This window comes from Actinomadura sp. DC4 (assembly GCF_030406325.1).
GTDB lineage: Bacteria > Actinomycetota > Actinomycetes > Streptosporangiales > Streptosporangiaceae > Actinoallomurus.
On sequence record NZ_JAUEQY010000012.1, the window covers coordinates 109130 to 134627 of the forward strand.

General features: G+C 70.0%; 21 protein-coding genes and 1 pseudogene. 16 read left to right on the forward strand and 6 right to left on the reverse strand.

Annotated elements, in window-relative coordinates; genetic code table 11:
* The first annotated feature begins 1 nt into the window (after position 1).
* The 12 genes from kdpA (at position 2) to QWU11_RS20875 (ending at position 16994) form a co-directional block, all read left to right on the forward strand.
* The gene (gene kdpA, locus QWU11_RS20820; protein WP_290115736.1) at positions 2-1663 is read left to right on the forward strand and encodes a potassium-transporting ATPase subunit KdpA; all 1662 of its coding nucleotides are present in this window, start codon (positions 2-4) and stop codon (positions 1661-1663) included.
* Complete coding sequence (gene kdpB / locus QWU11_RS20825) at positions 1664-3835, forward strand: potassium-transporting ATPase subunit KdpB (RefSeq protein WP_290115737.1); 2172 nt, start codon at positions 1664-1666, stop codon at positions 3833-3835.
* A 1-nt stretch (position 3836) separates the two neighbouring features.
* A complete protein-coding gene (locus QWU11_RS20830) occupies positions 3837-4757 on the forward strand; it encodes a potassium-transporting ATPase subunit C (RefSeq protein ID WP_290115738.1) in 921 nt (306 codons plus the stop codon).
* A gap of 66 nt (positions 4758-4823) precedes the next feature.
* Complete coding sequence (locus QWU11_RS20835; protein WP_290115939.1) at positions 4824-7406, forward strand: DUF4118 domain-containing protein; 2583 nt, start codon at positions 4824-4826, stop codon at positions 7404-7406.
* Entirely contained in the window at positions 7406-8068 is a 663-nt protein-coding gene (locus QWU11_RS20840) for a response regulator (protein WP_290115940.1), read from the forward strand. Before QWU11_RS20835 ends, QWU11_RS20840 begins: the two co-directional genes overlap by 1 nt.
* Before the next feature lie 15 nt (positions 8069-8083).
* A complete protein-coding gene (locus QWU11_RS20845; RefSeq protein ID WP_290115739.1) occupies positions 8084-9913 on the forward strand; it encodes an APC family permease in 1830 nt (609 codons plus the stop codon).
* Positions 9914-9919: 6 nt separating this feature from the next.
* Positions 9920-12397: an ATP-binding protein gene (locus tag QWU11_RS20850; RefSeq protein WP_290115740.1), complete on the forward strand. Its 2478-nt coding sequence runs from the start codon at positions 9920-9922 to the stop codon at positions 12395-12397.
* Positions 12394-13068, forward strand: a complete 675-nt coding sequence (locus QWU11_RS20855) for a response regulator (protein WP_290115741.1) — start codon at positions 12394-12396, stop codon at positions 13066-13068. Before QWU11_RS20850 ends, QWU11_RS20855 begins: the two co-directional genes overlap by 4 nt.
* A 100-nt stretch (positions 13069-13168) precedes the next feature.
* Positions 13169-15157 carry an APC family permease gene (locus QWU11_RS20860; protein ID WP_290115742.1) on the forward strand — a complete coding sequence of 663 codons (1989 nt, stop codon included), beginning with the start codon at positions 13169-13171 and terminating at the stop codon, positions 15155-15157.
* A 54-nt stretch (positions 15158-15211) separates the two neighbouring features.
* Positions 15212-15604 carry an OB-fold nucleic acid binding domain-containing protein gene (locus QWU11_RS47360; RefSeq protein WP_354670873.1) on the forward strand — a complete coding sequence of 131 codons (393 nt, stop codon included), beginning with the start codon at positions 15212-15214 and terminating at the stop codon, positions 15602-15604.
* Positions 15605-15635: 31 nt separating this feature from the next.
* Positions 15636-16337, forward strand: a complete 702-nt coding sequence (locus QWU11_RS20870; protein ID WP_290115744.1) for a DUF3159 domain-containing protein — start codon at positions 15636-15638, stop codon at positions 16335-16337.
* A gap of 75 nt (positions 16338-16412) precedes the next feature.
* The gene (locus tag QWU11_RS20875; protein WP_290115745.1) at positions 16413-16994 is read left to right on the forward strand and encodes a superoxide dismutase family protein; all 582 of its coding nucleotides are present in this window, start codon (positions 16413-16415) and stop codon (positions 16992-16994) included.
* 9 nt (positions 16995-17003) lie between these two features.
* On the opposite strand, the gene QWU11_RS20880 is transcribed toward QWU11_RS20875, so the two are convergent.
* The 4 genes and pseudogenes from QWU11_RS20880 to QWU11_RS20895 all read right to left on the reverse strand — a co-directional run bounded on the left by QWU11_RS20880 (position 17004) and on the right by QWU11_RS20895 (position 19111).
* The gene (locus QWU11_RS20880) at positions 17004-17468 is read right to left on the reverse strand and encodes a hypothetical protein (RefSeq protein WP_290115746.1); all 465 of its coding nucleotides are present in this window, start codon (positions 17466-17468) and stop codon (positions 17004-17006) included.
* A gap of 39 nt (positions 17469-17507) precedes the next feature.
* Positions 17508-18071, reverse strand: coding sequence for a DUF4352 domain-containing protein (locus tag QWU11_RS20885; protein ID WP_290115747.1), 564 nt, complete (start codon positions 18069-18071; stop codon positions 17508-17510).
* A gap of 315 nt (positions 18072-18386) precedes the next feature.
* Positions 18387-18551: pseudogene (locus QWU11_RS20890) on the reverse strand (helix-turn-helix domain-containing protein); the annotation flags it as partial.
* A 71-nt stretch (positions 18552-18622) separates the two neighbouring features.
* Positions 18623-19111 carry an ATP-binding protein gene (locus QWU11_RS20895; protein WP_290115748.1) on the reverse strand — a complete coding sequence of 163 codons (489 nt, stop codon included), beginning with the start codon at positions 19109-19111 and terminating at the stop codon, positions 18623-18625.
* Positions 19112-19286: 175 nt separating this feature from the next.
* Between QWU11_RS20895 and QWU11_RS20900 the strand changes: the two genes are divergently transcribed.
* Both QWU11_RS20900 and QWU11_RS20905 read left to right on the forward strand, forming a co-directional pair.
* The gene (locus QWU11_RS20900; protein ID WP_290115749.1) at positions 19287-20132 is read left to right on the forward strand and encodes a helix-turn-helix transcriptional regulator; all 846 of its coding nucleotides are present in this window, start codon (positions 19287-19289) and stop codon (positions 20130-20132) included.
* A gap of 27 nt (positions 20133-20159) precedes the next feature.
* The gene (locus QWU11_RS20905) at positions 20160-20264 is read left to right on the forward strand and encodes a DUF397 domain-containing protein (protein ID WP_290115750.1); all 105 of its coding nucleotides are present in this window, start codon (positions 20160-20162) and stop codon (positions 20262-20264) included.
* Between the two features lie 305 nt (positions 20265-20569).
* Here QWU11_RS20905 and QWU11_RS20910 read toward each other — a convergent pair whose 3' ends face one another.
* A complete protein-coding gene (locus tag QWU11_RS20910) occupies positions 20570-21820 on the reverse strand; it encodes a class I SAM-dependent RNA methyltransferase (protein ID WP_290115751.1) in 1251 nt (416 codons plus the stop codon).
* Positions 21807-23843 carry an APC family permease gene (locus QWU11_RS20915; RefSeq protein ID WP_290115752.1) on the reverse strand — a complete coding sequence of 679 codons (2037 nt, stop codon included), beginning with the start codon at positions 23841-23843 and terminating at the stop codon, positions 21807-21809. Before QWU11_RS20915 ends, QWU11_RS20910 begins: the two co-directional genes overlap by 14 nt.
* A 170-nt stretch (positions 23844-24013) precedes the next feature.
* On the opposite strand from QWU11_RS20915, the gene QWU11_RS20920 reads away from it, so the two are divergent.
* Positions 24014-24682, forward strand: a complete 669-nt coding sequence (locus QWU11_RS20920) for a TrkA family potassium uptake protein (RefSeq protein ID WP_290115753.1) — start codon at positions 24014-24016, stop codon at positions 24680-24682.
* Positions 24682-25341: a TrkA family potassium uptake protein gene (locus tag QWU11_RS20925; protein WP_290115754.1), complete on the forward strand. Its 660-nt coding sequence runs from the start codon at positions 24682-24684 to the stop codon at positions 25339-25341. Before QWU11_RS20920 ends, QWU11_RS20925 begins: the two co-directional genes overlap by 1 nt.
* Positions 25342-25498 lie beyond the last annotated feature (157 nt).

Below are 25498 nucleotides of genomic sequence, written 5' to 3' on the forward strand. Positions count from 1 at the left end.
GATGAGCACCACGTTCGCGGGGGTCCTGTTCGCGGGATCCCTCGTGCTCGCTCTGGCCGTGGTGTACCGGCCGCTGGGCGATTACATGTACCGGGTGTATTCGGGCGTGCGTCATTCACGTCCCGAGAGGCTGATCTACCGGTTGATCGGGGTGAAGCCGGACGTCGAGCAGACGTGGGGTGTCTACGCCCGCAGCGTCCTGGCCTTCTCGGCGGTGTCCATCCTGTTCCTGTACGGGTTCCAGCGGCTGCAGAACCACTTGATGCTGAGTCTGGGCTTCAAGCCGGTGATGACGCATCAGGCGTGGAACACCGCGATCAGTTTCACCACGAACACGAACTGGCAGTCCTACTCGGGTGAGTCGACCATGGGCCACCTGGTGCAGATGGCCGGGCTGGCGGTGCAGAACTTCGTCTCCGCGGCGGTCGGCATCGCCGTCGCGATCGCCCTGGTGCGGGGGTTCGCCCGTAAGCGGACCGAGCATCTGGGGAACTTCTGGGTGGACCTGGTGCGTGGCAGCCTGAGGATCCTGCTTCCCCTCGCCGCCCTCAGCGCGATCGTGCTGATCGCGGGTGGGGCCGTGCAGAACTTCCACGACCCGCACACGATCCAGACGCTGGCCGGGACGAAGCAGTCGATCACCGGCGGACCGGTGGCGAGCCAGGAGGCGATCAAGGAGCTCGGCACGAACGGCGGCGGGTTCTACAACGCCAACTCCGCCCACCCGTTCGAGAACCCGACGACGTGGACGAACTGGTTCGAGATCCTCCTGCTGCTGGTCATCAGCTTCAGCCTGCCCCGGACGTTCGGCCGGATGGTCGGCAGCAACAAGCAGGGCTACGCGATCGTCTCGGTGATGGCGAGTCTGGCGATCGTGAGCATGACGCTGATCATGTCGTTCCAGCTCACGCACCACGGGACCGTTCCGACCGCGATCGGCTCGTCGATGGAGGGGGTCGAGACCCGGTTCGGGGTGGCCAACTCGGCGACGTTCGCCGACGCGACCACGCTCACCTCGACCGGGGCCGTGAACTCCTTCCATGACTCCTACACGAGCCTCGGCGGCATGATGGCGCTGTTCAACATGATGCTGGGCGAGGTCGCGCCGGGCGGTACGGGTTCGGGCCTGTACGGGATGTTGATCCTCGCGGTGATCACCGTGTTCGTGGCCGGTCTGATGGTGGGCCGTACGCCGGAGTACCTGGGCAAGAAGATCAGCAGCCGCGAGATCAAGTTCGCCGCGACCTACTTCCTGATCACGCCGATCTGCGTGCTGGTCGGGACCGCGTTCGCGATGGCGCTCCCGGGCGAGCGCGCGGGCATGCTGAACGGCGGCCCGCACGGGTTGTCGGAGGTGTTGTACGCGTTCACGTCGGCGTCGAACAACAACGGGTCGGCGTTCGCGGGTATCACCGTCAACACGGCCTGGTACGACACGGCGCTGGGGCTGGCGATGGTGTTCGGGCGGTTCCTGCCGATCATCTTCGCGCTGGCGCTGGCCGGGTCGCTGGCACGTCAGGGTCACACGCCCGCGTCGGAGGGCACGCTGCCCACTCATCGTCCGCAGTTCGTCGGCATGGTCGCGGGCGTCACGGTGATCCTCGTCGCTCTCACGTTCCTCCCCGCGCTCGCGCTCGGGCCGTTGGCCGAAGGAATCCACTAAATGTCGACCGAACTCATGGACCCGCAGACCTTCGTCCCCGAGCCCCCGAAATCTCCGGGGGGCCGGGTTCAGGGCGGCCTGCTCGACCCGAAGCAGCTTCTGAGATCGCTACCGGACGCGGTGAAGAAGCTCGACCCGCGGACGATGTGGCGCAACCCCGTCATGTTCATCGTGGAGATCGGCGCGGTGTGGAGCACGGTCCTGGCCGTGGCCGAGCCGAGCTGGTTCGCCTGGCTCATCGTGGTGTGGCTCTGGCTGACCGTCGTCTTCGCCAATCTGGCCGAGGCCGTCGCCGAAGGACGTGGCAAGGCCCAGGCCGACGCGCTTCGCCGGGCCAAGACCGACACGGTGGCGCGCCGGCTGTCCGGCTGGGCGCCCGGCCGTGCCGTCCCGGAAGAGGCCGTGCCCGCGCCGGAGCTCCGTCAGGGCGACCACGTGGTGGTCGAGGCCGGCCAGATCATCCCCGGCGACGGTGACGTGGTCGAGGGCATCGCGAGTGTGGACGAGTCGGCGATCACGGGTGAGTCGGCGCCGGTGATCCGTGAGTCGGGCGGTGACCGGTCCGCGGTCACCGGCGGCACCAAGGTGCTGTCGGACCGGATCGTCGTCAAGATCACCCAAAGGCCGGGCGAGAGCTTCATCGACAAGATGATCGCGCTGGTGGAGGGCGCGAACCGGCAGAAGACTCCGAACGAGATCGCGCTGAACATCCTGCTGGCCTCACTGACGATCATCTTCGTGATGGCGGTGGCCACGCTTCAGCCGCTGGCGATCTTCTCCAAGGCGAACCAACCGGGCGTCCCGGACTCACTGGCCCTGAACGCCCACGGCGTGACCGGCATCGTGATGGTCTCCCTGCTGGTCTGCCTGATCCCGACCACGATCGGCGCGCTGCTGTCCGCCATCGGCATCGCCGGCATGGACCGCCTCGTCCAGCGCAACGTGCTGGCGATGAGCGGCCGGGCGGTCGAGGCGGCCGGGGACGTCAACACCCTGTTGCTGGACAAGACCGGCACCATCACGCTGGGCAACCGGCAGGCCGCGGAGTTCACCCCGGTGGACGGCGTGACCGCCCAGCGGCTCGCCGACGCGGCGCAACTGTCCAGTCTCGCGGACGAGACACCCGAAGGCCGCTCCATCGTGGTGTTCGCCAAGACGGAGTACGGGCTACGCGAGCGCACGCCCGGCGAGCTCGGCCATGCGTCCTGGGTGGAGTTCACCGCCCAGACCCGCATGTCCGGTGTGGACCTGGAAGAGGGCCAGGAGGGCCGCTCGCTGCGCAAGGGCGCCGCGACCGCGGTGATGAAGTGGGTCCGCGACAACGGCGGTCACCCCACCGACGAGGTCGGCCACATCGTCGACGGCATCTCGGCCGGCGGCGGAACCCCGCTCGTGGTCGGCGAGGTCATCCGCGAGCACGGTGGTGCCACCGCCCATGTACTCGGTGTCATCCACCTCAAGGACGTGGTCAAGGCCGGCATGCGCGAGCGGTTCGACGAGATGCGCGCCATGGGCATCCGGACCGTGATGATCACCGGGGACAACCCGTTGACGGCCAAGGCCATCGCGGACGAGGCGGGCGTGGACGACTTCCTCGCCGAGGCCAAGCCCGAGGACAAGATGGCGCTGATCAGACGAGAGCAGGAGGGCGGCAAGCTCGTCGCGATGACGGGCGATGGAACCAACGACGCCCCGGCGCTCGCCCAGGCCGATGTCGGGGTGGCGATGAACACCGGCACCTCGGCCGCCAAAGAGGCCGGGAACATGGTGGACCTGGACTCCAACCCCACCAAGCTCATCGAGATCGTGGAGATCGGCAAGCAACTGCTGATCACCCGGGGCGCGCTGACGACGTTCTCGATCGCCAACGACATCGCCAAGTACTTCGCGATCATTCCGGCGATGTTCGCCGTCGTCTACCCGGGCCTGGACACGCTCAACGTCATGCGGCTGCACAGCCCGCAGTCGGCGATCCTGTCCGCGGTCGTCTTCAACGCGATCGTCATCATCGCGCTGATCCCGCTGGCCCTGCGCGGGGTGAAGTACCGGCCCTCCAGCGCCTCGAAACTGCTGTCCCGCAACCTCTACATCTACGGCCTGGGCGGCATCATCGCCCCGTTCATCGGCATCAAGCTCATCGACCTGCTCATCCAGTTCCTTCCGGGAATGTGACATGCGACTGCCCATCTGGATCCGCCAGCACCTCGCCGCCCTGCGCGCACTGCTGGTCATGACCGTGATCCTCGGAATCCTCTATCCCGTCGCGATCTGGGTCGTGGCCTTTCTGCCCGGCCTGCACCACGACGCCGAAGGCTCGATGGTCAAGACCGCCGACGGCAGAGTCGCCGGCAGCGGCATCATCGGCCAGGCCTTCACCGACTCCGGCGGCGACCCCCTCAAGCAGTACGTCCAAAGCCGTCCCTCCGACGCCGGCGACGGCTACGACCCGACCGCGACGGCGGCCGGCAACCTCGGCCCCGAGAGCATCGTCGACACGCTGCCGGACCCGAGTCTCGTCGCGGCCGGCAAGGAGGACGAGAACGCCAGGACGAGCCTGCTCACGGACGTCTGCACCCGCAGCAAGGCCGTCGGCGCGATCGAGGGCGTGGACGGCTCCCGTCCGTTCTGCACCCCTGGCGGCGTCGGCGCGGTGCTCGCGCTCATCGGCCCGCGCGACGCGGCCGGGCACGTCACGCACCCGACCGAGGTGGTCAGCCTCAACGAGGAGTGCGGCGTCGTGAACACGCCGTTCGTCGCGGCTTACCAGGGCGTCGTCGTCCAGTGCGCCAAGTACGGCACGGACTACGCGGACGGCGAGGTCGTGCCCGTCCGCGGTACCGCCCCGGCCCATCCGGAGGTGCCCGCCGACGCGGTGACCGCGAGCGGCAGCGGCCTGGACCCGCACATCTCCCCGGCGTACGCACGGCTCCAGGCGCCGCGTGTCGCCAAGGCGCGCGGCGTCCCCGAACAGCGGGTACTGCTGGCCATCAAGGACAACGAGGACGGCAGGGTGCTCGGCTTCCTGGGCGAACCCCGCGTCAACGTCCTGAAACTCAACATCGAACTCGACCGGAAGTATCCGTTCCGCGGATGAGGACCGGGGTGCGGCGCGCCGTTCACCGGAGCGCGCGCCGCACCTCATCGGAGGAGTGATGTGGCCATGACACGCGGGCGGCTGCGCGTCTACCTGGGGGCCGCTCCCGGCGTGGGGAAGACCTACGCCATGCTCGGCGAGGGCCGTCGCCGGCATGAGCGCGGCACCGACGTGGTGATCGGATTCGTGGAGTGCCACGACCGGCCCCGGACGATCGAGCTCCTCGACGGGCTGGAGACGGTCCCCCGCAAGACGATGGAGTACCGCGGCACGACGTTCACCGAGCTTGACATGGACGCCGTCATCGCACGGGCGCCGCGGGTGGTGCTGATCGACGAGCTGGCGCACACCAACGTCCCGGGGTCGCGGAACGCCAAGCGCTGGCAGGACATCGAAGAGGTCCTCGCGGCCGGCGTCGACGTCATCACGACCATGAACGTCCAGCACCTCGACTCCGTCAACGACGTCGTCGAGCAGATCACCGGCGTGCCGCAACGCGAGACCGTGCCGGATGAGGTCGTACGGCGAGCCGACCAGGTCGAGCTCGTCGACATGACCCCCGAGGCACTGCGCCGCCGGATGGCGCACGGCAACGTTTACCAGGCCGAGAAGATCGACGCGGCCCTGTCCAACTACTTCCGCGTCGGGAACCTCACCGCCCTGCGCGAACTCGCCCTCCTCTGGCTCGCCGACAAGGTCGACGATCAACTCGACCGGTACCGCGCCGACCATCGCATCGACAAGACCTGGGAGGCACGCGAACGCGTCGTCGTCGCACTCACCGGCGGCCCCGAGGGCGACACCCTCATCCGCCGGGCCGCACGCATCGCCGACCGCGCCAAAGGCTCAGACCTGTTCGCCGTGCACGTCACCGTCGGCGACGGCCTCACCGGCGCCAGCCCCGCCGATCTCGCCCGCCAGCGCGCCCTCGTCGAGAGTCTCGGCGGCACCTACCATCAGGTGGTCGGTGACGACATCCCCCAGGCCCTCCTCGACTTCGCGCGCGGCGTCAACGCGACCCAGCTCGTGCTCGGCGCCTCGCGTCGCGGACGTTTCGCCCAGCTCTTCTCCCGCGGCGTCGGCGTGACCACCACCGCGCTGTCCGGCGCGATCGACGTTCACATGGTCACGCACGAGGAGGTCAGCCAGGGGCGCCGGCGCTCGGTGCGCGCCGGCGGCCTGACCGGGACCCGCAAAGGCATCGCCTTCGGCCTGGCCATCGTCGGGTTGCCGCTGCTCACCCTGCTCCTCGCGAACCTGCGCGGGCAGCTCTCCCTGGCGAGCCAGATCCTGCTGTTCCTCGTGGCGGTCGTCGCGGTGGCGCTGACCGGCGGCCTGTACGCGGCGCTGTTCGCGGCCGTCGCCGGCTCGCTCCTGCTCAACTACTACTTCACCCCGCCGATCCATGAGTTCACCATCAGCGAGTGGGAGAACGCCCTCGCGCTGGGCGCGTTCGTCGTGGTCGCGATAGCGGTGAGCGTGGTGGTCGACCTCGCCGCCCGGCGTACACGGGAGGCCGCCCGAGCCAGCGCGGACGCAGAGATGGTCTCCAACCTGGCGGGCAGCGTGCTGCGTGGCGAGAGCACCCCCGGCGACCTGCTCGAACGCCTGCGGACGGCATTCGGGCTGGACTCGGTGACGCTGCTCGAACGGCGCCCTGGCGCCCCGATGACTCCGGGCCGCCAAGGCGATCCGGGCTGCTGGCGGATCGTGGCCACCGTCGGCGGCGCGCCCTGCTGCAGTCCCGACGAAGGGGCCGCCGAGGTCGCCGTCGACGACGACCTCACGCTCGCGCTGCGCGGCCGTACCCCCTCCGCCGCGGACCAGCGCGTCCTGGAGGCGTTCGCCGCCCAGGCCGCCTTGGCGCTGCGGCAGCACCGCCTGGCCGAAGAGGCCGAGCAGGTGCGCCCGCTCGCCGCCGCGGACCGGATGCGCACCGCCCTTCTCGCCGCCGTGAGCCACGAGCTGCGCTCGCCTCTGGCCTCGGCCAAGGCCGCGGTGGAGAGCCTGCGCACCGCCGAGGTCACCTGGACCGAGGGCGAACGCGACGAACTGCTCGCCACCGCCGACGAGTCGCTGGACCGCCTCGCCAGGCTGGTCGCCAACCTGCTCGACATGAGCCGCCTGCAGGCCGGCCTGCTCGGCGTCACGGCCGAGCCGGTCGCCGTCGCCGAGCTGGTCCCCCACGCGATCGACGACCTTTCCGAGACCGGCGCCGGCGTCCGCGTCCGGCTTCCCGCCGGACTGCCCGACGTGCTCGCCGATCCGGCGCTGCTCGAACGGGTGCTCGTCAACCTGATCTCCAACGCGGTCCGGTACGGCTCGGCCGAGCAGCCGGTCCTCATCACGGCCAGCGTGCACGCGGACCGGGTCGAGCTGCGGGTCGTGGACCGCGGGCCGGGCATCCCCGAGGTCGAGCGCGACCATGTCTTCCTGCCCTTCCAGCGGCTCGGCGACCGCGACAACGACACCGGCGTCGGACTCGGCCTGGCCCTGTCACGCGGGCTCGTTGAGGCCATGGGAGGCGCCCTGGACCCCGAGGACACACCCGGCGGCGGGCTGACCATGCTCGTCACTCTGCCGGCGTACATCCCTGAGCCGTCCTTGATGTCCCACCTTGACTCCGTACAGGAAAGGCGGGGGCGGTGATCCGCGTGCTGGTCGTCGACGACGAGCCCCTCACCGCCCGGACGCTGGACCTCAACCTGCGGGCGCGCCGGTACGAGGTCTCCGTCGCGCGCGACGGAGCAGAGGCCCTGAGGCAGGCCGCCGACTGGCATCCGGACCTCGTCGTGCTGGACCTCGGCCTGCCGGACGTCGACGGCGTCGAGGTGATCCGCGGACTGCGTGGCTGGAGCCGCGTGCCGATCATCGTGCTGTCCGGCCGTACCGGCTCGGCGGACAAGATCGCGGCGCTGGACGCCGGTGCCGACGACTACGTGACCAAGCCGTTCGGCCTCGGCGAACTGCTCGCCCGCATCCGCGCCATCGGCCGCCGCGCAGGCCCGCCCGATCCGCCGCCGGTGGTCCGGCTCGGCGACCACCTCATCGACCTGGAGGCCAAGACGGTCATCCCGCCGGTGCACCTGACGCCCACCCAGTGGCGGCTGCTGGAGATCCTGCTGGCCAACCCGGGCCGGCTCGTCAGCCAGCGGCACCTGCTCACCGAGGTCTGGGGCCCGTCGTACGTGCGCCGTACGCACTACCTGCGTCAGTACATGGCCCAGTTGCGCCGCAAGCTGGAGCGCGACCCGGGCCGTCCCCGCCATCTGCTGACCGTGCCCGGCATGGGCCACCGGTTCCAGCCGTAGGAAGGTCGGCGTCCGATGAGTGTGATCTCCGCACGGCGGAGCACGGACCGCGACGACGCGGCCGAACGCGACCGCCTGTCCGTGCCCGGCGGCCTCGCCGCGCTGTCTCTGGACGCCATGGCCTCGGTGGCGTACGGCCCGGAGGCCATCGTCATCGTGCTGGTCGCCGGCGGGGGAGCGGCGCTCGGCTACACGCTCCCCGTCACGCTGGCCATCGCCGCGCTGCTCGGCGTCCTGACCCTGTCCTACCGCCAGGTGATCGCCGCGTTCCCCCAGGGCGGCGGGGCGTACGGCGTGGCCAGGACCTACCTCGGCCGGCGCGCCTCCCTGGTCGCCGCGGCCTCCCTCGTCGTCGACTACGTGCTGAACGTCGCGGTGTCGATCGCCGCCGGGGTGGCCGCGCTCACCTCGGCGGCGCCCGCGCTGCTGCCGTACACCGTCTGGCTGTGCCTTGCCGTCCTCGTCCTGGTCACCGCCGTCAACCTGCGCGGAATCGCGCACAGCGCGCGGCTGTTCATCGTGCCGACCGCGATCTTCGTGCTGGTGATCCTCGCCGTGATCGTCGTCGGCCTGTTCCGCGACCGGCCCGTCGTGGCCGAGTCGCCGGTGGCGCAGGCGCGCGGGCTTCAGACGGTCGGCCTGTTCCTCCTGCTGCGGGCGTTCGCCAACGGGTGCGCGGCGCTGACCGGGGTCGAGGCGATCGCGAACGCGGTGCCGTCCTTCCGGCGACCGCGGGTGCGGCGGGCGCAGCGTGCGGAGGTCGCGCTCGGGGCGCTGCTCGGCGTCATGCTGATCGGCGTCTCGGCGCTGATCGTCCGCTTCCACGTACGCCCGGTGGCCGGGATCACCGTGCTGTCCCAGGTGACGGAGGGGTCGCTGGGCCGCGGGGTCGGCTACTACGTCGTGCAGTTCGCCACCGTCGTGCTGCTGGCCCTGGCCGCCAACACCTCCTTCGGCGGCATGCCCGTGCTGGCACGGCTGCTGGCCAGGGACAACAACCTGCCACACCTGTTCGCGCTGCGGGCCGAACGCCAGGTGCACCGGTACGGCATCCTCTTCCTCGCCGTCACCGGTGGCCTGCTGCTCATCGGCACCGGTGGCGACATGAACACCCTCGTGCCGCTGTTCGCCATCGGCGTGTTCGTCGGCTTCACCCTCTCCCAGGCCGGCATGGTGCGGCACTGGTGGACCGACCGTCCGTACGGCTGGCGCCCGCGCGCGGCACTCAACGGCGTCGGCGCGCTGCTGACCGGGCTGGCCGCGGTCGTCGTCACGGTCACGAAGTTCCCCGAGGGCGGCTGGCTGATCGCCGTGACCATGCCGCTCATCGTCTGGCTGATGTCCGGCGTCCACCGGGCGTACGGGCGGATCGGGGAGCGGCTGGAGCTGGGCCGGACCCCGGCGCGGCCCCGCCCTCGCCGGTCCCTGGCGATCGTGCCGGTCGGCGGCGTGAACCGGCTGACCGAGGAGGCGATCTCGGCCGCACTCTCGCTCGGCGACCGGGTCGTCGCGGTGCGGGTGACCCATCCCGACGAGCCCGAGGAGACCGCGGAGTTCATCGACGCGTGGGAGCGCTGGGCGCCGGACATCAACCTCGCACTGGTCAGCGACGGGCATCGGCGGCTCGTGGACCCGATCGTGAACTACGTCCGCGGCGTCGGCGAGGCGCACGTCTTCGTGCTCATCCCCGAGGTCGAACCGGCCCATGTCTGGCAGCGCGTCCTGCAGAACCAGCGCGGGGCGGTGCTCGCCCACGCCCTGCGCCGCGACACCGACGCGGTCGTCTGCCGGCTGCGCTTCCGCCTCGATGAGGTGTCCGGCCGCCAGGCGGGACACAATGCGTAGTGGGGGGTGAACGCGATCGTCGAGCGCGGCAGACTAAAGATCTACTTCGGTTCGGCGCCGGGGGTCGGCAAGACGTACGCGATGCTGAGCGAGGCCCTCCGGCGTCAGGAGCGGGGTACCCGCTTGGTCGTGGGCTTCGCCGAGACCTACGGCCGGCCCCGTACCGCCGCGCTCCTGGACGGTCTGGAGGTCGTGCCCCTGCGGCACGCGGAGGTGGACGTCGACGCGGTGATCGCCCGCGCGCCCCAGGTCGCCTTCGTCGACGAGCTGGCGCACACCAACGCGCCCGGGACCCGCAACGAGAAGCGCTGGCAGGACGTCGAGGAACTGCTCGCCGCCGGCGTAGACGTGGTCTCCACCGTCAACGTCCAGCACCTGGAGTCGCTCGCCGACGTGGTCGAGCGCATCACGGGCGTACGGCGCGGCGAGACGGTGCCCGACGAGGTCGTACGGCGGGCCGACCAGATCGAGCTGGTCGACATGTCCCCGGAGTCGCTGCGCCGCCGCCTCGCGCACGGCGACGTCTACCCGCCCGAACGCTCCGACGCCGAGCTGTCGGACTACTTCCGCGTCGGCAACCTCACCGCCCTGCGTGAACTGGCCCTCCTGTGGGTCGCCGACCGCGTGGACGACGCCCTCGCGCGCTACCGGGACGAAAAAGGCATCAAGCGGACCTGGGAGGCCCGTGAGCGCATCGTCGTGGCGCTGACCGGCGGACCGGAGGGCGACACGCTCATCCGGCGGGCCGCCCGGATCGCGGCGCGAGCCGGGCGCGGCGACCTGGTGGCCGTGCACGTGGCCCGTGCCGAGGGGCTCGCCGACGGTTCGCCGGAGGCCCTGGCGCGCCAGCGGGCGCTGGTCGAGGGCATGGGCGGCTCGTACCACCAGGTGACCGGCGACGACGTGCCGGACGCGCTGATCGAGTTCGCGCAGGGCGTGAACGCCACGCAGATCGTGCTCGGATCGAGCCGCCGCAGCCGGTGGCAGTACGTCTCAGGCCCCGGGGTCGGCGCGACCGTGGCGGGCCGCTCCGGCGACGTCGACGTGCACATCGTCACCCACGACTACGCCGGTAAGGGCCGCGCGCCGGCCGTCGTGGGCCGCAACTCGCTGGGCCGGCGGCGCCTGACGGCCGGCTGGTTGTTCGCCGTGTTCGCGCCACCGGCGCTCACCGGTCTGCTCTCGATCCGGGGTGAGAGGCTCGGGCTCCCGACCGAGCTGCTGTTCTACCTCGCCCTGACCGTCGCCGTGGCGCTGGTCGGCGGCCTGTGGCCCGCCGTCGTGGCGGCCGTCGCCGGGTTCCTGCTGGCCAACTGGTTCTTCACCCCGCCGCTGCACACACTGACGGTGGCCGAGCTGGAGAACGCCTTCGCGCTGCTCGTCTTCGTCGCGGTGGCGGTCGCGGTGGCCACCGTGGTCGACCTCGCCGCCCGGCGCAGCTCCCAGGCGGCGCGGGCCCGCTCGGAGGCGACGACGCTGAGTATGCTCGCCACGAGCGTGCTGCGCGGCGAGGACGCCCTGCCGGAGCTGCTCGAACGCGTACGGGAGACGTTCGGCCTGGACTCCGTGGCACTGCTGGAACGCGCCGGCGACGGCTGGACCGGGGTCGCCTCGGCGGGCGTGGGCCCCTGCGACCGGCCGGGCGAGGCCGACGTACGGGTCCAGGTCAGCGACGTGCTGATCCTCGCCCTGCGCGGCCGGGTGTTGCCCGCCGCCGACCAGCGCGTGCTCGCCGCCTTCGCCTACCAGGCCGCCGCGGCGCTGGACCGCCAGCGGCTCGCCGAACAGGCTCGGCAGGCCGGGCGGCTGGCCGAAGGCAACAAGATCCGTACGGCTCTGCTCGCCGCCGTCTCCCACGACCTGCGCACCCCGCTGGCCTCGATCAAGGCGAGCGTCAGCAGCCTGCGGTCCGACGACGTCCAGTGGGACCCCGCGGACGAGGCCGAACTGCTCGCCACGATCGAGGAGTCGGCCGACCGGCTGGACCGCCTCGTCGCCAACCTGCTCGACATGAGCCGTCTGCAGACCGGTGTCGTCACCCCGCTCGCCCGGCCGGTCTCGATCGATGAGGTCCTCCAGCCGTCGCTGGTGAACGTGCCCGGAGACCAGGTCAAGATCGAGGTACCGGACAACCTCCCGCCCGTCGTGGCCGACCCGGGGCTCCTGGAGCGGTCGCTGGCCAACGTGGTGGAGAACGCCGTACGGCACGGGGGCGCCGAACCGGTCCGCATCTCGGCGCGCGAGGTCGGCGGGGCCGTCGAGCTGCGCGTCACCGATCGCGGCCCGGGCGTGCCGGACTCCGCCAAGAGCCAGATGTTCGAGCCGTTCCAGCGGCTCGGCGACCGCCCGCGCGGCGACGGCGTGGGCCTCGGCCTCGCGGTCGCCCGCGGCTTCGCCGAGGCGGTCGGCGGCGACCTGCACGCCGAGGACACTCCCGGAGGTGGCCTGACGATGATCTTCACGTTGCCGGTGGATCCCCGATGACGCGCGTACTCGTGGTCGACGACGAACCGCAGATCGTCCGCGCGCTCCGCATCAACCTGCGTGCCCGCGGCTATGAGGTGGACGCCGCGCCGGACGGCCGTACCGCCCTGGACCTTGCCGCCCGCCGCCACCCGGACGTGATCGTGCTGGACCTCGGCCTGCCCGACATGGAGGGCGCGGAGGTGATCAAGGGCCTGCGCGGCTGGACGAGCGTGCCGATCATCGTGCTGACCGCCCGGCACGCCTCGGAGGAGAAGGTCGACACGCTCGACGTGGGCGCCGACGACTACGTGACCAAGCCGTTCGGCATGGACGAGCTCCTGGCCCGCCTGCGCGCCGCGGTCCGCCGTGCCGCGCCGCCGGAGGAGGACGCCGTGATCGCCACGGCCGACTTCACCGTGGATCTGGCCGCCAAGAAGGCCACCCGCGACGGCGCCGACGTACGCCTGACCCCGACCGAGTGGCACGTCCTGGAGGTCCTGGTCCGCAACGCGGGACGGCTGGTCAGCCAGCAGCAGTTGCTCCGCGAGGTGTGGGGCCCGTCGTACGCGAACGAGACCGGCTACCTGCGCGTCTACCTCGCCCAGCTCCGCCGCAAGCTGGAGGCCGACCCGTCCCGCCCCACGCACTTGATCACCGAGCCGGGCATGGGCTACCGCTTCGAGCGTTAAGAACGCGTGCGTTAGGGAGGCGTTAATAAGGGAAGCGGGGGCGTTAAGAGGGCGTTAGGGATGCCTGTTCAGGGGGCCTTCGGGTTATTTGCTGGCGATTGTGAGACAAGACGCCCTGAAGCTCCCCAAGCGATTCCTCGTCGGCCGTCCGTTGCGGACCGGGCAGATGGGGGAGACGCTGCTGCCGAAGAGGCTGGCGCTGCCGGTCTTCTGCAGCGACCCATTGTCCTCCGTGGCGTACGCGACCGAGGAGATCCTGCTCGCGCTCAGCCTCGGCGGGCTGGCGATGTTCTACCTCTCGTGGTGGGTCGGCGCGGGCGTCGTGTTCCTGCTGCTCGTGGTGACCGCGTCGTACCGGCAGACCTGTCACGCCTATCCGAACGGCGGCGGCGCGTACGCGGTCAGCCGGGCCAACCTCGGGGAGAACGCCTCACTGATCGCGGCGAGCGCGCTGCTCATCGACTACGTGATGACGGTGGCGGTCTCGGTCGCGGCCGGCGTCGCCAACATCGTCTCGGCCGTCCCGGCGCTCGGGCCGCACGCGGTCGGGCTCTCGATCGCGGCGATCACGGGGATCGCGGTGACGAACCTGCGCGGCGTGAAGGAGTCCGGCCGCGCGTTCGCGATCCCCACGTACGGCTTCGTGGTGAGTGTCTTCCTCATGGTGGGCGTCGGGCTGTGGCGCACGCTGTCCGGGCACGCGCCGACGGCGGAGTCGGCGTCGCTGACCGTCCACGGCACGCACGGGACGGCCGGCGCCGCGGTGCTGCTGCTCGCCCTGCGCGCCTTCGCGCAGGGCTGTACGGCGCTGACCGGCGTGGAGGCGGTCAGCAACGGCGTCCCCAACTTCAAGCGGCCCAAGAGCCGGAACGCCGCGACCACGCTGACGGTCATGGGCCTGCTGGCGGTGACGATGTTCGCCGGCATCACCGCGCTCGCCGCGATCGCGCACGTCCACATCGCCGGCTCCCCGGGCCGGCTCGGCGGCGCGCCGCGCGGCTACGAGCAGAAGACCGTGATCGCCCAGCTCGGCGGCGCGGTGTTCGGGCACGGGTCGATCCTGTTCTTCCTGATCCAGGCGTTCACCGCGGCGATCCTCGTGCTGGCGGCCAACACGGCGTTCAACGGCTTCCCGATCCTCGCCTCGATCCTGGGCGGCGACGGGTACCTGCCGCGGCAGTTCGCCCGCAGGGGCGACCGGCTCGTCTTCAGCAACGGCATCGTGATCCTGTCGCTGCTGGCCGGCGCGCTGGTCTGGGCGTTCGACGCCAGCACCACCCGGCTCATCCAGCTGTACATCATCGGAGTGTTCGTCTCGTTCACCCTCAGCCAGACCGGGATGGTGCGGCACTGGGGCGACGAGCTACGCGGTGTCCTCGACCCGGGACGGCGGCGCCAGATCCACCGTTCCCGCGCGATCAACCTCGTCGGCGCCGTTCTCACCGGCCTCGTCCTGGTCATCGTGCTGCTCACCAAGTTCACGCACGGCGCGTGGATCGTCGTCGTCACGATGCCACTGGTGTTCCTCATGATGAAGGCGATCCAGCGCCACTACCGGCGGGTCGCCGCCGAGCTGCAACCGGGCGAGGAGGGCGTCGCGCTGCCCAGCCGCATCCACGCCATCGTTCTCGTCTCCAGGCTGCACACGCCGACGCTGCGCGCGCTGGCGTTCGCGCGCGCCACGCGGCCGAGCACTCTGACCGCGCTGTCGGTCGCGACCAGCGAGGAGGAGGCGGCGCGGCTCCAGCGGGAGTGGGGCGAGCGCGACATCCCGGTGTCGCTGAAGATCCTCGACTCCCCGTACCGCGACATCACCGGCCCCGTGCTCGACTACGTCGGACGCATGCGGATGAGGAGCCCGCGCGACGTGGTGTGCGTCTTCATCCCCGAGTACGTCGTGGGGCGATGGTGGGAGCACCTGCTGCACAACCAGAGCGCGTTCCGGCTGAAGGCGCGTCTGCTGTTCCGTCCCGGAGTCATGGTGACGAGTGTCCCGTGGCAGCTCGGCTCGGCCGAGGCGGCCCTCGCGCGACGCCAGGAGGATGCCGGTTTTGCCGTTCGCAAGCAGGTGCGGTCGGGAGCAGCATGATGTAACTATTCCTGCCGGTTTGTTTCTTAGAGGGATGGCCTAGTCTTGCCAATCATGGATGACGTGCCTGACGACGGTTCGGGATCACGAGGCCTGCGCGGGTTCATTCGCAGGCTGACGTCGACCAAGGCAGAGCTCGAGGCCCAGGAACTCCAGAGGACCAGCGACTCGGAGGGCGCCACTCCGATCAAGCGCTGCACCGCGCGGCGCCGCGCCTGTGTAGCGGGTACGCTACGCACTGTGACACTGCGACCGCGGGGCGGCGCGCCCGCGCTCGAGGCGGAGCTGTACGACGGGTCCGACGTGATCGATCTCGTCTGGCTCGGCCGACGGCGGATCGCCGGCATCGAGCCCGGCCGTCTCATGCGGGCGGAGGGTCTCGTCAGCGTTCAGGACGGCCGCAAGGTCATGTTCAACCCGCGATACGAGCTGCGGGGCAGCTCGTGATCGATGTCCCGGGCGCCCGCGAGGAGGCCAGGTGAACGACCCGACCGGGCCCGACTCCGCGAGCGCCGAGGCGCCCGCGGAAGACGGCGAGGTCCCGGAGAAGGCCGCGTACGACACCGTCGAGGAGGCGGTCCGCGTCCAGCTCACCAAGGCGCTGGGCGGCGCGCGCGGCGTGGTCGAGGCGGCCATCCCGACGATCGGCTTCACCGTCTCGTGGATCGTGACCAAGGAGCTGCGGCTGTCGCTGGGCATCGGCGCGGGGCTCGCGGTGGTCCTGCTGGCCGTGCGCCTGGCGCAGCGGTCCACCGTCCAGTTCGTGCTCAACAGCATCTTCGGCATCGGCATCGCGGCCCTGTTCGCGCTGCGCTCGGGCAAGGCCGAGGACGCCTTCCTGCCCGGCATCCTCTACAACGCGGGGTACGCCGCCGCGATGCTGTTGTCGATCGTGGTCCGCTGGCCGCTGGTCGGCTTCATCATCGGCTCGGTCACCGGCGACCCGACCGCCTGGCACCGCGACCGCGAGATCGTACGCCTGTGCTCGCGGCTGACGTGGCTGCTGCTGATCCCGTGCCTGATCCGCGTCGCCGTGCAGTACCCCCTCTACCTCGCGGGCCACGTGGCGTGGCTCGGCGCGGCGAAGGTCGTCATGGGCTGGCCGCTGCAGGTCGCCGCCCTGGCCGCGATGGTCTGGCTGCTGGCCCGCGGCCGTACGCCCATGGACCGCCCGGTGTAGCACTCAGGTGACTGTCCGTCATTATTCGGGGGTATGAGAACGGTCCGGACATGTTCGCTCATCGGGGACCTTCTCATGCCTGGCAAGTACCACCTGTTCGCGATCATCGGCCTGGGCGCCGGCGTGACCGCCCTCGGCGCCGCCGCGTCCGACAAGATCCTCGGCCAGCCCGGCCTCCCCGCCGGTGCCGTCATCAAGGACGTCGAGGGCAGAACGGTCGGCTCCCTGCGCGTCGAGGACCAGGGCCGGCGCAAGTCCAAGATCACCGTGACGGCGAAGGGCCTGCCGCCCGGCTACCACGGCTTCCACATCCACAAGAAGGGCGTCTGTGACGCCACGTCGATCGACCCGAAGACGGGCAGCCCGTTCTTCAGTGCCGGCCCGCACTTCGACCTCGGCGCGCACCCCCATCCGAACCACTCGGGCGACCTGCCGCCCCTGCTGATCTCCGCGGACGGCACCGGCCGCACGACGATCGTCACCGAGCGCTTCCGCCTGCGGCAACTGCTCGACGGCGACGGCAGCGCGATCATCATCCACGCGCTGCCGGACAACCAGGCCAACGTCCCGAAGCGCTACGGCAAGCCGGACGCGGAAACCCTCAGGACCGGCGACTCGGGTGCCCGGATCGCCTGCGGCGTGATCAGCAAACGCTGACCGCGCGGGTCACGGCCCGAGGGAGAGCTCGACGTCCTCCCGGTCCACCTCCGCGGCGGTGAACTGCACGATTCCGCGATGGCTCACCTCGATCCCGTAGAACCTCTGCCGCGGCACGTCCGGCACGCGGAACGCGAACCGGCACCGCAGGGCGGTGTCGGCGACCAGCTGCTCGCCGGCGCCTTCGCCGAGGCGCCCGGTGCCGATGACCTTTCCCGCGGCGTCGTGGACGACGACGGACGTACCGTCCTGGAGGTCCTCGAAGCCCCCGTCGCCCGTGCACGCCCTGCCGCCGGCGACGTCCCCGACGATCGTCATCGTCCCGGAGACGGTCACGGGGCTGGGCCGGCCGGCCCAGTAGAAGGCGGCGCCGGCGCCCGCGAGGATCACGAGCACGATCACGGGGATCGCCGTCCTGCGCCGTCGCCGGAGGGGCGTGGCGTAGGTCGGGGGCGGTACGGGGCAGGCGTGCATGGCTTGCGTTCCGTTCGTCCGGTGCGCGGTGGTCGGTGCCTAGGCCAGGGCGACGCGGACGCCGTTGGAGAACGCCGAGTCGTGCAGGACGACCTGTGTCGGCCGGGTGCCCTTCGGCACGTCGAACGCGATCGACGCCGTCACGCTGTTCCCGGGGTTGATGTTGTTCAGGAACGCCTTGGAGTCGGCGAAGACGTTGGTGTCGGCGTCATAGGTCTTCCCACCCGCCAGCAGCTTCTGGTTCGACGCGTCGAGCAGCTGGGCGGTCTTGCCGTGGTTCGTCACGGTGACCGTCAGCACGACGAACTCGCCCTGCGCGTCGGTCCGGGTGATCGACGAGTCGCCGACGTGCCCGGTCCGCCGCATCTTCGTGACGACGAACGTGAACCGGCCGTCCCCGGCGGGCTGGTTCATCGCGTACGCCTTCTTCGGCGCGTTCACCTCGGGGTTCTTGCCGACCTCCTTGGCGCCGGAGACGAACAGCGCGGCGCAGCCGGCGAACAGGAGAACGAAGAGGCCGAGGATGACCAGGAAGATGATGAGACCGGTCCGCCTCCTGCGGGGGGCCGGCTGGTAGGCGGGCGGCTGGTACTGGGTCGCCATGGCGTGTCCTTTCGTCGCTCTGTGATGACGCGAATACGAAGAGAAAGGATGGCGGCCTGTGAGCGTTACGTAGCCGTTTGGCCACATGCGGCAACGGCGAGCATGAAGAACAGGCGCCCCCCGGGTGGCGCGGGAGTGTCATGAGCGGTGTGACGGTAGTCCGCCGCGACGGCGCAAAGTCGTGTTCTCGTGAAGGAGCCGGCGCATGACGCCGTAGCTGGTCCCGAACTTCTGCGCGACCTGGCGGATGGTCGAGCCCTGGTCGTACAGGCGTGCGGCGTCCTCGGCCATCGGCTGTTCTGGGGTCTCCGGGGCGAGGATCGCGAGGAGTGTCGCCCGGTGGTAGCGGCGGTGGCCGCCGGGCGTGTACAGCGGAGTGAGTTTCCCTTCGCGCGCCCAGCGGGCGATCGTCGTCGGGCGTACGCCGAAGAACTCGGCGACTTCGCGCGGCTTCAGGAGGTCGTCGTCACTGAAGCTCATGCCCAAGGCTCCTGCATATGGGGGTGGTAGTGGTCTGCGGCCGCCGGGGGTCAGAGTCGGCCTGCTGACGTTCACAGGTTCACCGCCAGCCGGTCGATGTCCGCCTGGGTGAGAACGACGTCCGGGGCGGCGACGAGGGCGTGCACGGTCTTGCCGGGGCCGTCTCGCTGGACCCACCAGAAGGCGAGGCTCTCCACGATGCCCAGGCCGCGCCCGTGCACGTCGGTCTCGGCGGCGTCTCGCTGGCAGGGTTGTGCCGGAGCGGAGTCCCGTACGTACAGGTGCGTCCATCGGGGCGTGCAGAACATGCCGAATCGGATGACCTGCTCGGCCTCGTCGAGCTTGGCGCTGTCGACGGCTTCGTACGCGTTCGTCACCAGTTCCGAGGTGATGAGCGTGATCGTGTCGACCCACTCCTCGGCGAATGCGCGCAGTCGCGCTCGGGCGTACCTGCGGGCGACACCGACGCTCTCGGGTAGTGCGCGGATCGTGATCCATGGCGGCTCGATCGTTGCGGGGGATCGGCCGGCCGGTACGAGAGGACTTGGGGGGACGACCATGACGGCATCCGCTCCCCTCCTGATGGCCGGAAGACCCGGCATTGATGAGTGGGTACGACTTCACTATGCACTTACCAAGCCGTAATCTTCAAGTGGAAGATTTAAGCACGAAGAATTATGTGCTGTAATGTCTGGTCCTCGGTCCGCTCCGGCGTCGTCCTCTACGATCGGCGGCATGCCGTGGACCAGCCCAACCCTCCGCCGCCGCGAGCTTTCGGCACGATTGAAAGAGTTGCGCGAGAAGGCGAAAGTGGACGTCGCGACAGCCGCCGAAGCACTCGGATGCTCCACCGACAAGATCCATTGGATCGAGCGGGCCGAGTGGAACAGGCCGCGATGGCGGGACGTACGGGACCTGCTGGACAGGTACGGCGTCACCGACGAGCGTCTGCGAAACTACTTGATCCAGCTCGCTCGCGACAGCGGCCAACAGGACTGGTGGCACCCCTACAAGGCCATGCTGAGCGAGGAATACACCACGTACATCGCCTACGAAGGCGAGGCCGAAGAGCTCCTCATGTTCGAGCTCTCCATCATTCCGGGCCTGCTTCAGACCGAGGAGTACACCCGCGCGCTCACGGGCGCCGGCCCGGCCGAGCTGGACGCGGACGAGATCGAGCAGCGCGTGAAGATCCGGGGCGAGCGTCGTCGTGTCCTGGAGCGCCCGGATCCGGTCCGGCTCTTCGCTGTGATCGACGAGGCCGCGCTGCGGCGGCCCGTCGGCGGACCGGAGGTGATGCGCGCGCAGTTGCAGCACTTGGTCCAGATGGCGGCACATCCGAAGGTCACGCTTCAGGTGCTGCCGTTCGCGGCCGGGCCGCACCCTGGGACAGGCGGCCGGTTCACGATCCTGAGGTTCCCGGGGCCGCCAGGCGCGGTCTATATCGAGACGATTGCAGGCGAGCTGTTCATTCAGAGCGGTGGCGTCGATCAGTACCAGTCGGTCTTCCGAAGACTGAACGCCAAGGCTCTGTCGCCCGAAGCTACGATCGAGATGCTTGACGAGATGATGCGTAGCTAACCCACCTACGACGAGAGATGTGTACCCATGAGCACGACACGTGATGAGCTTTCGCGCGCCCTGGACTGGCGCAAGAGCGCCCGTTCTGACCAGCAGGGCGCCTGCGTCGAGGTGGCCGTCGACGAGGGCTGACCCCGAACGCGAAGAAGCCCCCTGAGCCGTATCGGCTTGGAGGGCTTCCTGCGTTGTTTACCCACTACACGTTCTCGATGGTACGCCCACGCTCGCCCTATAGAGCCTGCCAGTGCGCGACCCGGGAGCGCGCCCGCGCACGCAGCCGGGCCGCGTCGCTGACCGTAGGACGATCGTGGCGCTACGTTCAGACGTCTGCACACGTCCGCACCCGTATGGCTGCGAGAGCGTACGGGCGCGGCGGCGACCTTCAGCCGACCTACTAGTTCGTGAGCTGGCTCAGCCCGTGCGGCACCTCGACAGAGCTACCCTCTGACAAGCGTCGCCAGAAGCTCTACGTGCTGGGTCATCGGGAACGCGTCGAAGGCGCGCAGGGCCGACAGGGTCCAGCCCTGTTCGGAGAAGAACCCCAGGTCGCGCGACAGCGTCGCCGGGTCGCAGGAGACGTACGCGATGCGGCGGTCGGCGAACTCGGCGACGCGCTTGACCACCTCGCGGCCCGCCCCGGTGCGCGGGGGGTCCAGGACGACGAGGTCGGCGCGGGTCAGCTTGCTCTTTCCCCGGCCGAAGCGGAGCTCCTCCAGCACGGTCTCCACCTCGCCCCGCTCCACCGACACGTGCGGCAGGTCGCGCAGGTTGAAGCGGGCGTCGCGGACCGCCTGGGCGTCCGTCTCGACACCCACGACCAGGCCGTCCGGGCCGATGCGCTCGCCCAGCACGCCGGCGAACAGGCCCGCGCCGCAGTAGAGGTCCACGGCCACCTCGCCGCGGCGCGGCTCCAGCGCGTCGAGGACCGCGTCCGCGAGCGTCTGGGCGGCGCCCGGGTGGACCTGCCAGAAGCCGCTGCCGCTCACCTGCCACAGCCGCTCGGCCACGTCCTCGCGGACGAACGGGGGCTTGTCCGGCTTGCCGCTGACCAGCCGGACCGGCGCGTCCATGCGCGGGACGCGCGCGCGGCCACGTGAGGACAGGACCGCCAGGCGGTCGCCCGTACCGGCCGAGGCGATCGCCTCGACGCCGGCCGCTCCGGGCCAGCGCTTGCGCTCGATGCCCAGGACCTCGACCTGCGGGTGGGCGATCAGGCACTCGTCGATGGGCTCGATCGCGTGCGAGCGGTGCCGGCGGAGGCCGACCGCGCCGTCGCGGCGTACGGCGAACTGCATGCGGGTGCGCCAGCCGAGGCCGTCCGGGGCGCCGGGGATCTCCTCGACGATGACCTCGCGCTCGATCCCCGCGACACGGCGGAGCTGCTCCTCGACCACGGCGGCCTTCAACAGCCGCTGGGCGGGCAGCGAGACGTGCTGCCAGTCGCAGCCGCCGCACCGGCCCGGGCCGGAGAACGGGCACGGGGCCTGCACCCGGTCCGGTGAGGCCTCCAGGATCTCCACCGCGTCGGCCCGCAGGAAGTTCTTCGTCTCCTGGGTCACCCGGGCCCGTACGCGCTCTCCCGGCAGCGTGTGCCGGACGAACACCACGCGGCCGTCGTGCCGGGCCACGCACGAGCCGCCGTTGGCGACCGCGCCGACCTCGAGCTCGATCAGTTCAGATGATTCCACCGGCGGCACGAGACCCCTTCGACTCAGCGTCCTCTTCGGCGTACGGACGGCGTACGGAGCCTGGCGCGGCCCGCTCCGGGCGCCCCTTGAGACGGTCGGAGGAGGCGAGCTGCCAGGGAACGCTCGTCACCATCACACCGGGCACGAACAGCAGGCGCGTCTTGAGCCGCAACGCGCTCTGGTTGTGCAGCAGGTGCTCCCACCAGTGTCCCACGACATATTCGGGCAGGAACACGGTGACGACGTCACGGGGGCTGCGCCGCCGTACGTGCTTGACGTACTCCAGGATCGGCCGGGTGATCTCGCGGTACGGCGAGTCGAGGATCTTGAGCGGGACGGGCAGCTCGTGCGCGTCCCAGGCCTCCTGCAGCTCGCCGGACTCTTCCGGGTCGACTGCGACGGTCACCGCCTCGATCGTCGAGGGACGGGTGGCCCTCGCGTACGAGAGGGCGCGCAGCGTCGGCTTGTGGATCTTGGAGACGAGGACGATGGCGTGGTTGCGCGGGGGCAGCGCGATGTCCTCGCCGGTGACGACGAGCTCGCTGGCGATGCGGTCGTAGTGCCGGCGGATGCCCCGCATCATCAGGAAGAGCACCGCCATGGCCACGCACGCGATCCAGGCGCCGAGCAGGAACTTCGTGATGAGCACCACGACGAGCACGATGCCGGTGACGACCGCGCCGAACGCGTTGATCGCCCGTGACGTCATCATCCGGCGGCGCGCCTTGCCGTCGGTCTCGGTCCGCAGCAGGCGGTTCCAGTGGCGGACCATACCGGTCTGGCTGACGGTGAAGGACACGAAGACGCCGACGATGTAGAGCTGGATCAGCGCGGTCACCGAGGCGCCGTACGCGTAGATCAGCAGCCCGGCCATGGCGCCGAGGATGATGATGCCGTTGCTGAACGCCAGCCGGTCGCCGCGCGTGTGGAGCTGGCGGGGCAGGTAGCGGTTCTGGGCGAGCACGGAGCCGAGTACGGGGAAGCCGTTGAAGGCGGTGTTGGCCGCGAGGGTCAGGATCAGCGCCGTCATCACCGTGATGTAGGCGAAGCCCGGCGTGAAGTTGCTGAACACCGTGTGGGCGACCTGCGCGACGATGGGATCCTGGTCCGAGACGTCCTTGCCCGCGCTGTTGATGAGGTGGGTGCCCAGCGACGGGTCGGCGAACTTCGCCTTGGTGGTGTAGGCGAGCGCGACGATGCCGCCGAACATCGAGGCGGCGACCACCCCGAGCAGCAGCAGCGTGGTCGCGGCGTTCTTGCCCTTGGGCTTGCGGAAGGCCGGCACGCCGTTGCTGATCGCCTCGACGCCCGTCAGTGCGGCGCAGCCGGAGGAGAACGCGCGCAGCAGCAGGAACACCAGGGCGAAACCGCCGACGCCGACCTCGTGGCCCTGGACCGTCAGGTCGGCGGTCTCGGCGTGGAGGTGGGCGCCGAACGAGAGGCGGGTGAATCCCCAGAGCAGCATCAGGAAGACGCCGAACATGAACAGGTAGGTGGGGATCGCGAACGCGATGCCCGACTCCCGTAGCCCTCGCAGGTTCAAGATCGTCAGGATCGCCACGATCGCGATCGCCACGAGAACCTTGTGCGGCTGGATGAAGTGGATGAGGGCGCCGAGGTTCTCGACGCCGGAGGAGACCGACACCGCCACGGTCATCACGTAGTCGACGAGCAGGGCGCTCGCCACGACGATGCCCGAGTTGCTGCCGAGGTTGGTGGTGGCCACCTCGAAGTCGCCGCCGCCACTGGTGTAGGCGCGGACGTTCTGGCGGTACGACGCCACGACCGTGAGGAGGATCACGATGACGGCACCGGCCACCCAGGGGGTGAAGTGGTAAGTCGCCAGGCCGGCCAGGCCGAGGGCGATCAAGATCTCCTGTGGGGCGTACGCCACCGACGACAGCGCGTCGCTGGCGAAGACCGGGAGAGCGATCGTCTTGGGGAGGGTTTGCTCGTTCTGCTGAGCGCTGCGCAGCGCTCGGCCGAGCAGGAGCCTCTTGACGAGGTCGGGAGCCTTCGACACCCCGGTGATGCTAGTCGGTAACGGGACCGTGAATACCCACTGCGGTATGGGGATGTAAGAAGTACGACCCATCGGACGGGTCAAGGAGTTCTTTCCCGCGCCCGGCCATGTGTAGGTTTCTCAGGTCAAGACGGAGCCAAGCGGACCGAACGGCGCCGGGAAGGACGACCGTGCACATCGTGATCATGGGGTGCGGGCGGGTCGGATCGACACTCGCCCACATTCTTGAGGATAAAGGCCACAGTGTGGCCATCATCGATCAAAGCCCTGAGGCGTTCCGCCGGTTGCGCGGTGGTTTCAAGGGCCGTCGGATCACCGGGTTCGGTTTCGACCGTGACGTGCTCGTCGACGCCGGGATCGAACAGGCGTCCGCGTTCGTGGCTGTGAGCAGCGGTGACAACTCCAACATCATCTCTGCTCGCGTGGCACGGGAGACCTTCGGCGTCGAGAACGTCGTCGCCCGGATCTATGACCCCCGCAGGGCCGAGGTGTACCAGCGGCTCGGCATCCCGACCGTGGCGACCGTACGCTGGACCGCCGACCAGATGCTGCGCCGCCTGCTTCCCGAAGGGCCCGCGCCGCTGTGGCGCGACCCGACCGGCGAGGTCGTGCTCGCGGAGGTACAGATGGACTCCAAGTGGGTCGGCGCGAAGGTCTCGGAGATGGAGGGCGCCGCGCGTACGCGCGTGACGTTCCTCAACCGCATGGGAGAGGCCGTGGTCCCCGACTCCGAGACCGTCATCCAGGACGGCGACGTGGTGCATGTCATGGCCGTCGCGACCGAGATGGAACGCATCAACGACGCCGTGTCGAAGCGGCCCGAGGAGAAGGCGGAGTAATGCGGGTCGCCATTGCCGGCGCCGGAGCGGTCGGCCGCTCCATCGCCCAGGAGCTCCTCGAGAACGGTCACGAGGTCCTGCTCATCGACAAGAACCCCAGGTCGATCAAGGTCGAGGCGGTGGCGCAGGCGGAGTGGCTCCTCGCCGACGCGTGCGAGATCGCCTCGCTCGACGACGCCGGCCTGGAGCGCTGCCACGTCGTCGTGGCCGCGAGCGGCGATGACAAGGTCAACCTCGTGGTCTCGCTGCTGGCCAAGACCGAGTACGGCGTGCCGCGCGTGGTGGCGCGGATCAACCACCCCAAGAACGAGTGGCTCTTCAACGAGTCCTGGGGGGTGGACGTCGCGGTCTCGACACCCCGCCTGCTGTCGGCGCTCGTCGAGGAGGCCGTCAGCGTCGGCGACCTCGTACGGCTGATGACGTTCCGCCAGGGCGAGGCCAACCTGGTCGAGCTGACGCTGCCCGAGGACGCCCCGCTGGCGGGCCAGCTGGTCGGCTCGGTGGCCTGGCCGCAGGACACGGCCCTGGTCGCGATCCTGCGGGAGGGCCGGGTGCTCGTGCCGAGCGACGACGACACTCTGGAGGGCGGCGATGAGCTGATGTTCGTCGCCAACCAGGACGTCGAGGACGAGCTGGGCGAGTTGCTGTCCGCGCGCTGACCTCGATTTCCACCGTACGGGTGGTCTCCTCAGAGGGGGGCCACCCGTTCTCCTTTTGGATCGCTGAACGTTTTCGAGAGCACTGCTCTTGACGGCTGTGATCTCCGGGCCTCACACTGCTCGTGATAGAGAGCGCTGCTCTCGTTTTAGTGCAGGG

Coding starts and splice junctions, on each gene's coding strand:
- kdpA (WP_290115736.1), top strand. CDS start 2: ATGAGCACCACGTTCGCGGGGGTCCTGTTCGCGGGATCCCTCGTGCTC.
- QWU11_RS20885 (WP_290115747.1), bottom strand. CDS start 18,071: ATGGCGACCCAGTACCAGCCGCCCGCCTACCAGCCGGCCCCCCGCAGG.
- QWU11_RS20895 (WP_290115748.1), bottom strand. CDS start 19,111: ATGGTCGTCCCCCCAAGTCCTCTCGTACCGGCCGGCCGATCCCCCGCA.
- QWU11_RS20835 (WP_290115939.1), top strand. CDS start 4,824: ATGACACGCGGGCGGCTGCGCGTCTACCTGGGGGCCGCTCCCGGCGTG.
- QWU11_RS20875 (WP_290115745.1), top strand. CDS start 16,413: ATGCCTGGCAAGTACCACCTGTTCGCGATCATCGGCCTGGGCGCCGGC.
- kdpB (WP_290115737.1), top strand. CDS start 1,664: ATGTCGACCGAACTCATGGACCCGCAGACCTTCGTCCCCGAGCCCCCG.
- QWU11_RS20830 (WP_290115738.1), top strand. CDS start 3,837: ATGCGACTGCCCATCTGGATCCGCCAGCACCTCGCCGCCCTGCGCGCA.
- QWU11_RS20925 (WP_290115754.1), top strand. CDS start 24,682: ATGCGGGTCGCCATTGCCGGCGCCGGAGCGGTCGGCCGCTCCATCGCC.
- QWU11_RS47360 (WP_354670873.1), top strand. CDS start 15,212: ATGGATGACGTGCCTGACGACGGTTCGGGATCACGAGGCCTGCGCGGG.
- QWU11_RS20880 (WP_290115746.1), bottom strand. CDS start 17,468: ATGCACGCCTGCCCCGTACCGCCCCCGACCTACGCCACGCCCCTCCGG.
- QWU11_RS20905 (WP_290115750.1), top strand. CDS start 20,160: ATGAGCACGACACGTGATGAGCTTTCGCGCGCCCTGGACTGGCGCAAG.
- QWU11_RS20855 (WP_290115741.1), top strand. CDS start 12,394: ATGACGCGCGTACTCGTGGTCGACGACGAACCGCAGATCGTCCGCGCG.
- QWU11_RS20900 (WP_290115749.1), top strand. CDS start 19,287: ATGCCGTGGACCAGCCCAACCCTCCGCCGCCGCGAGCTTTCGGCACGA.
- QWU11_RS20845 (WP_290115739.1), top strand. CDS start 8,084: ATGAGTGTGATCTCCGCACGGCGGAGCACGGACCGCGACGACGCGGCC.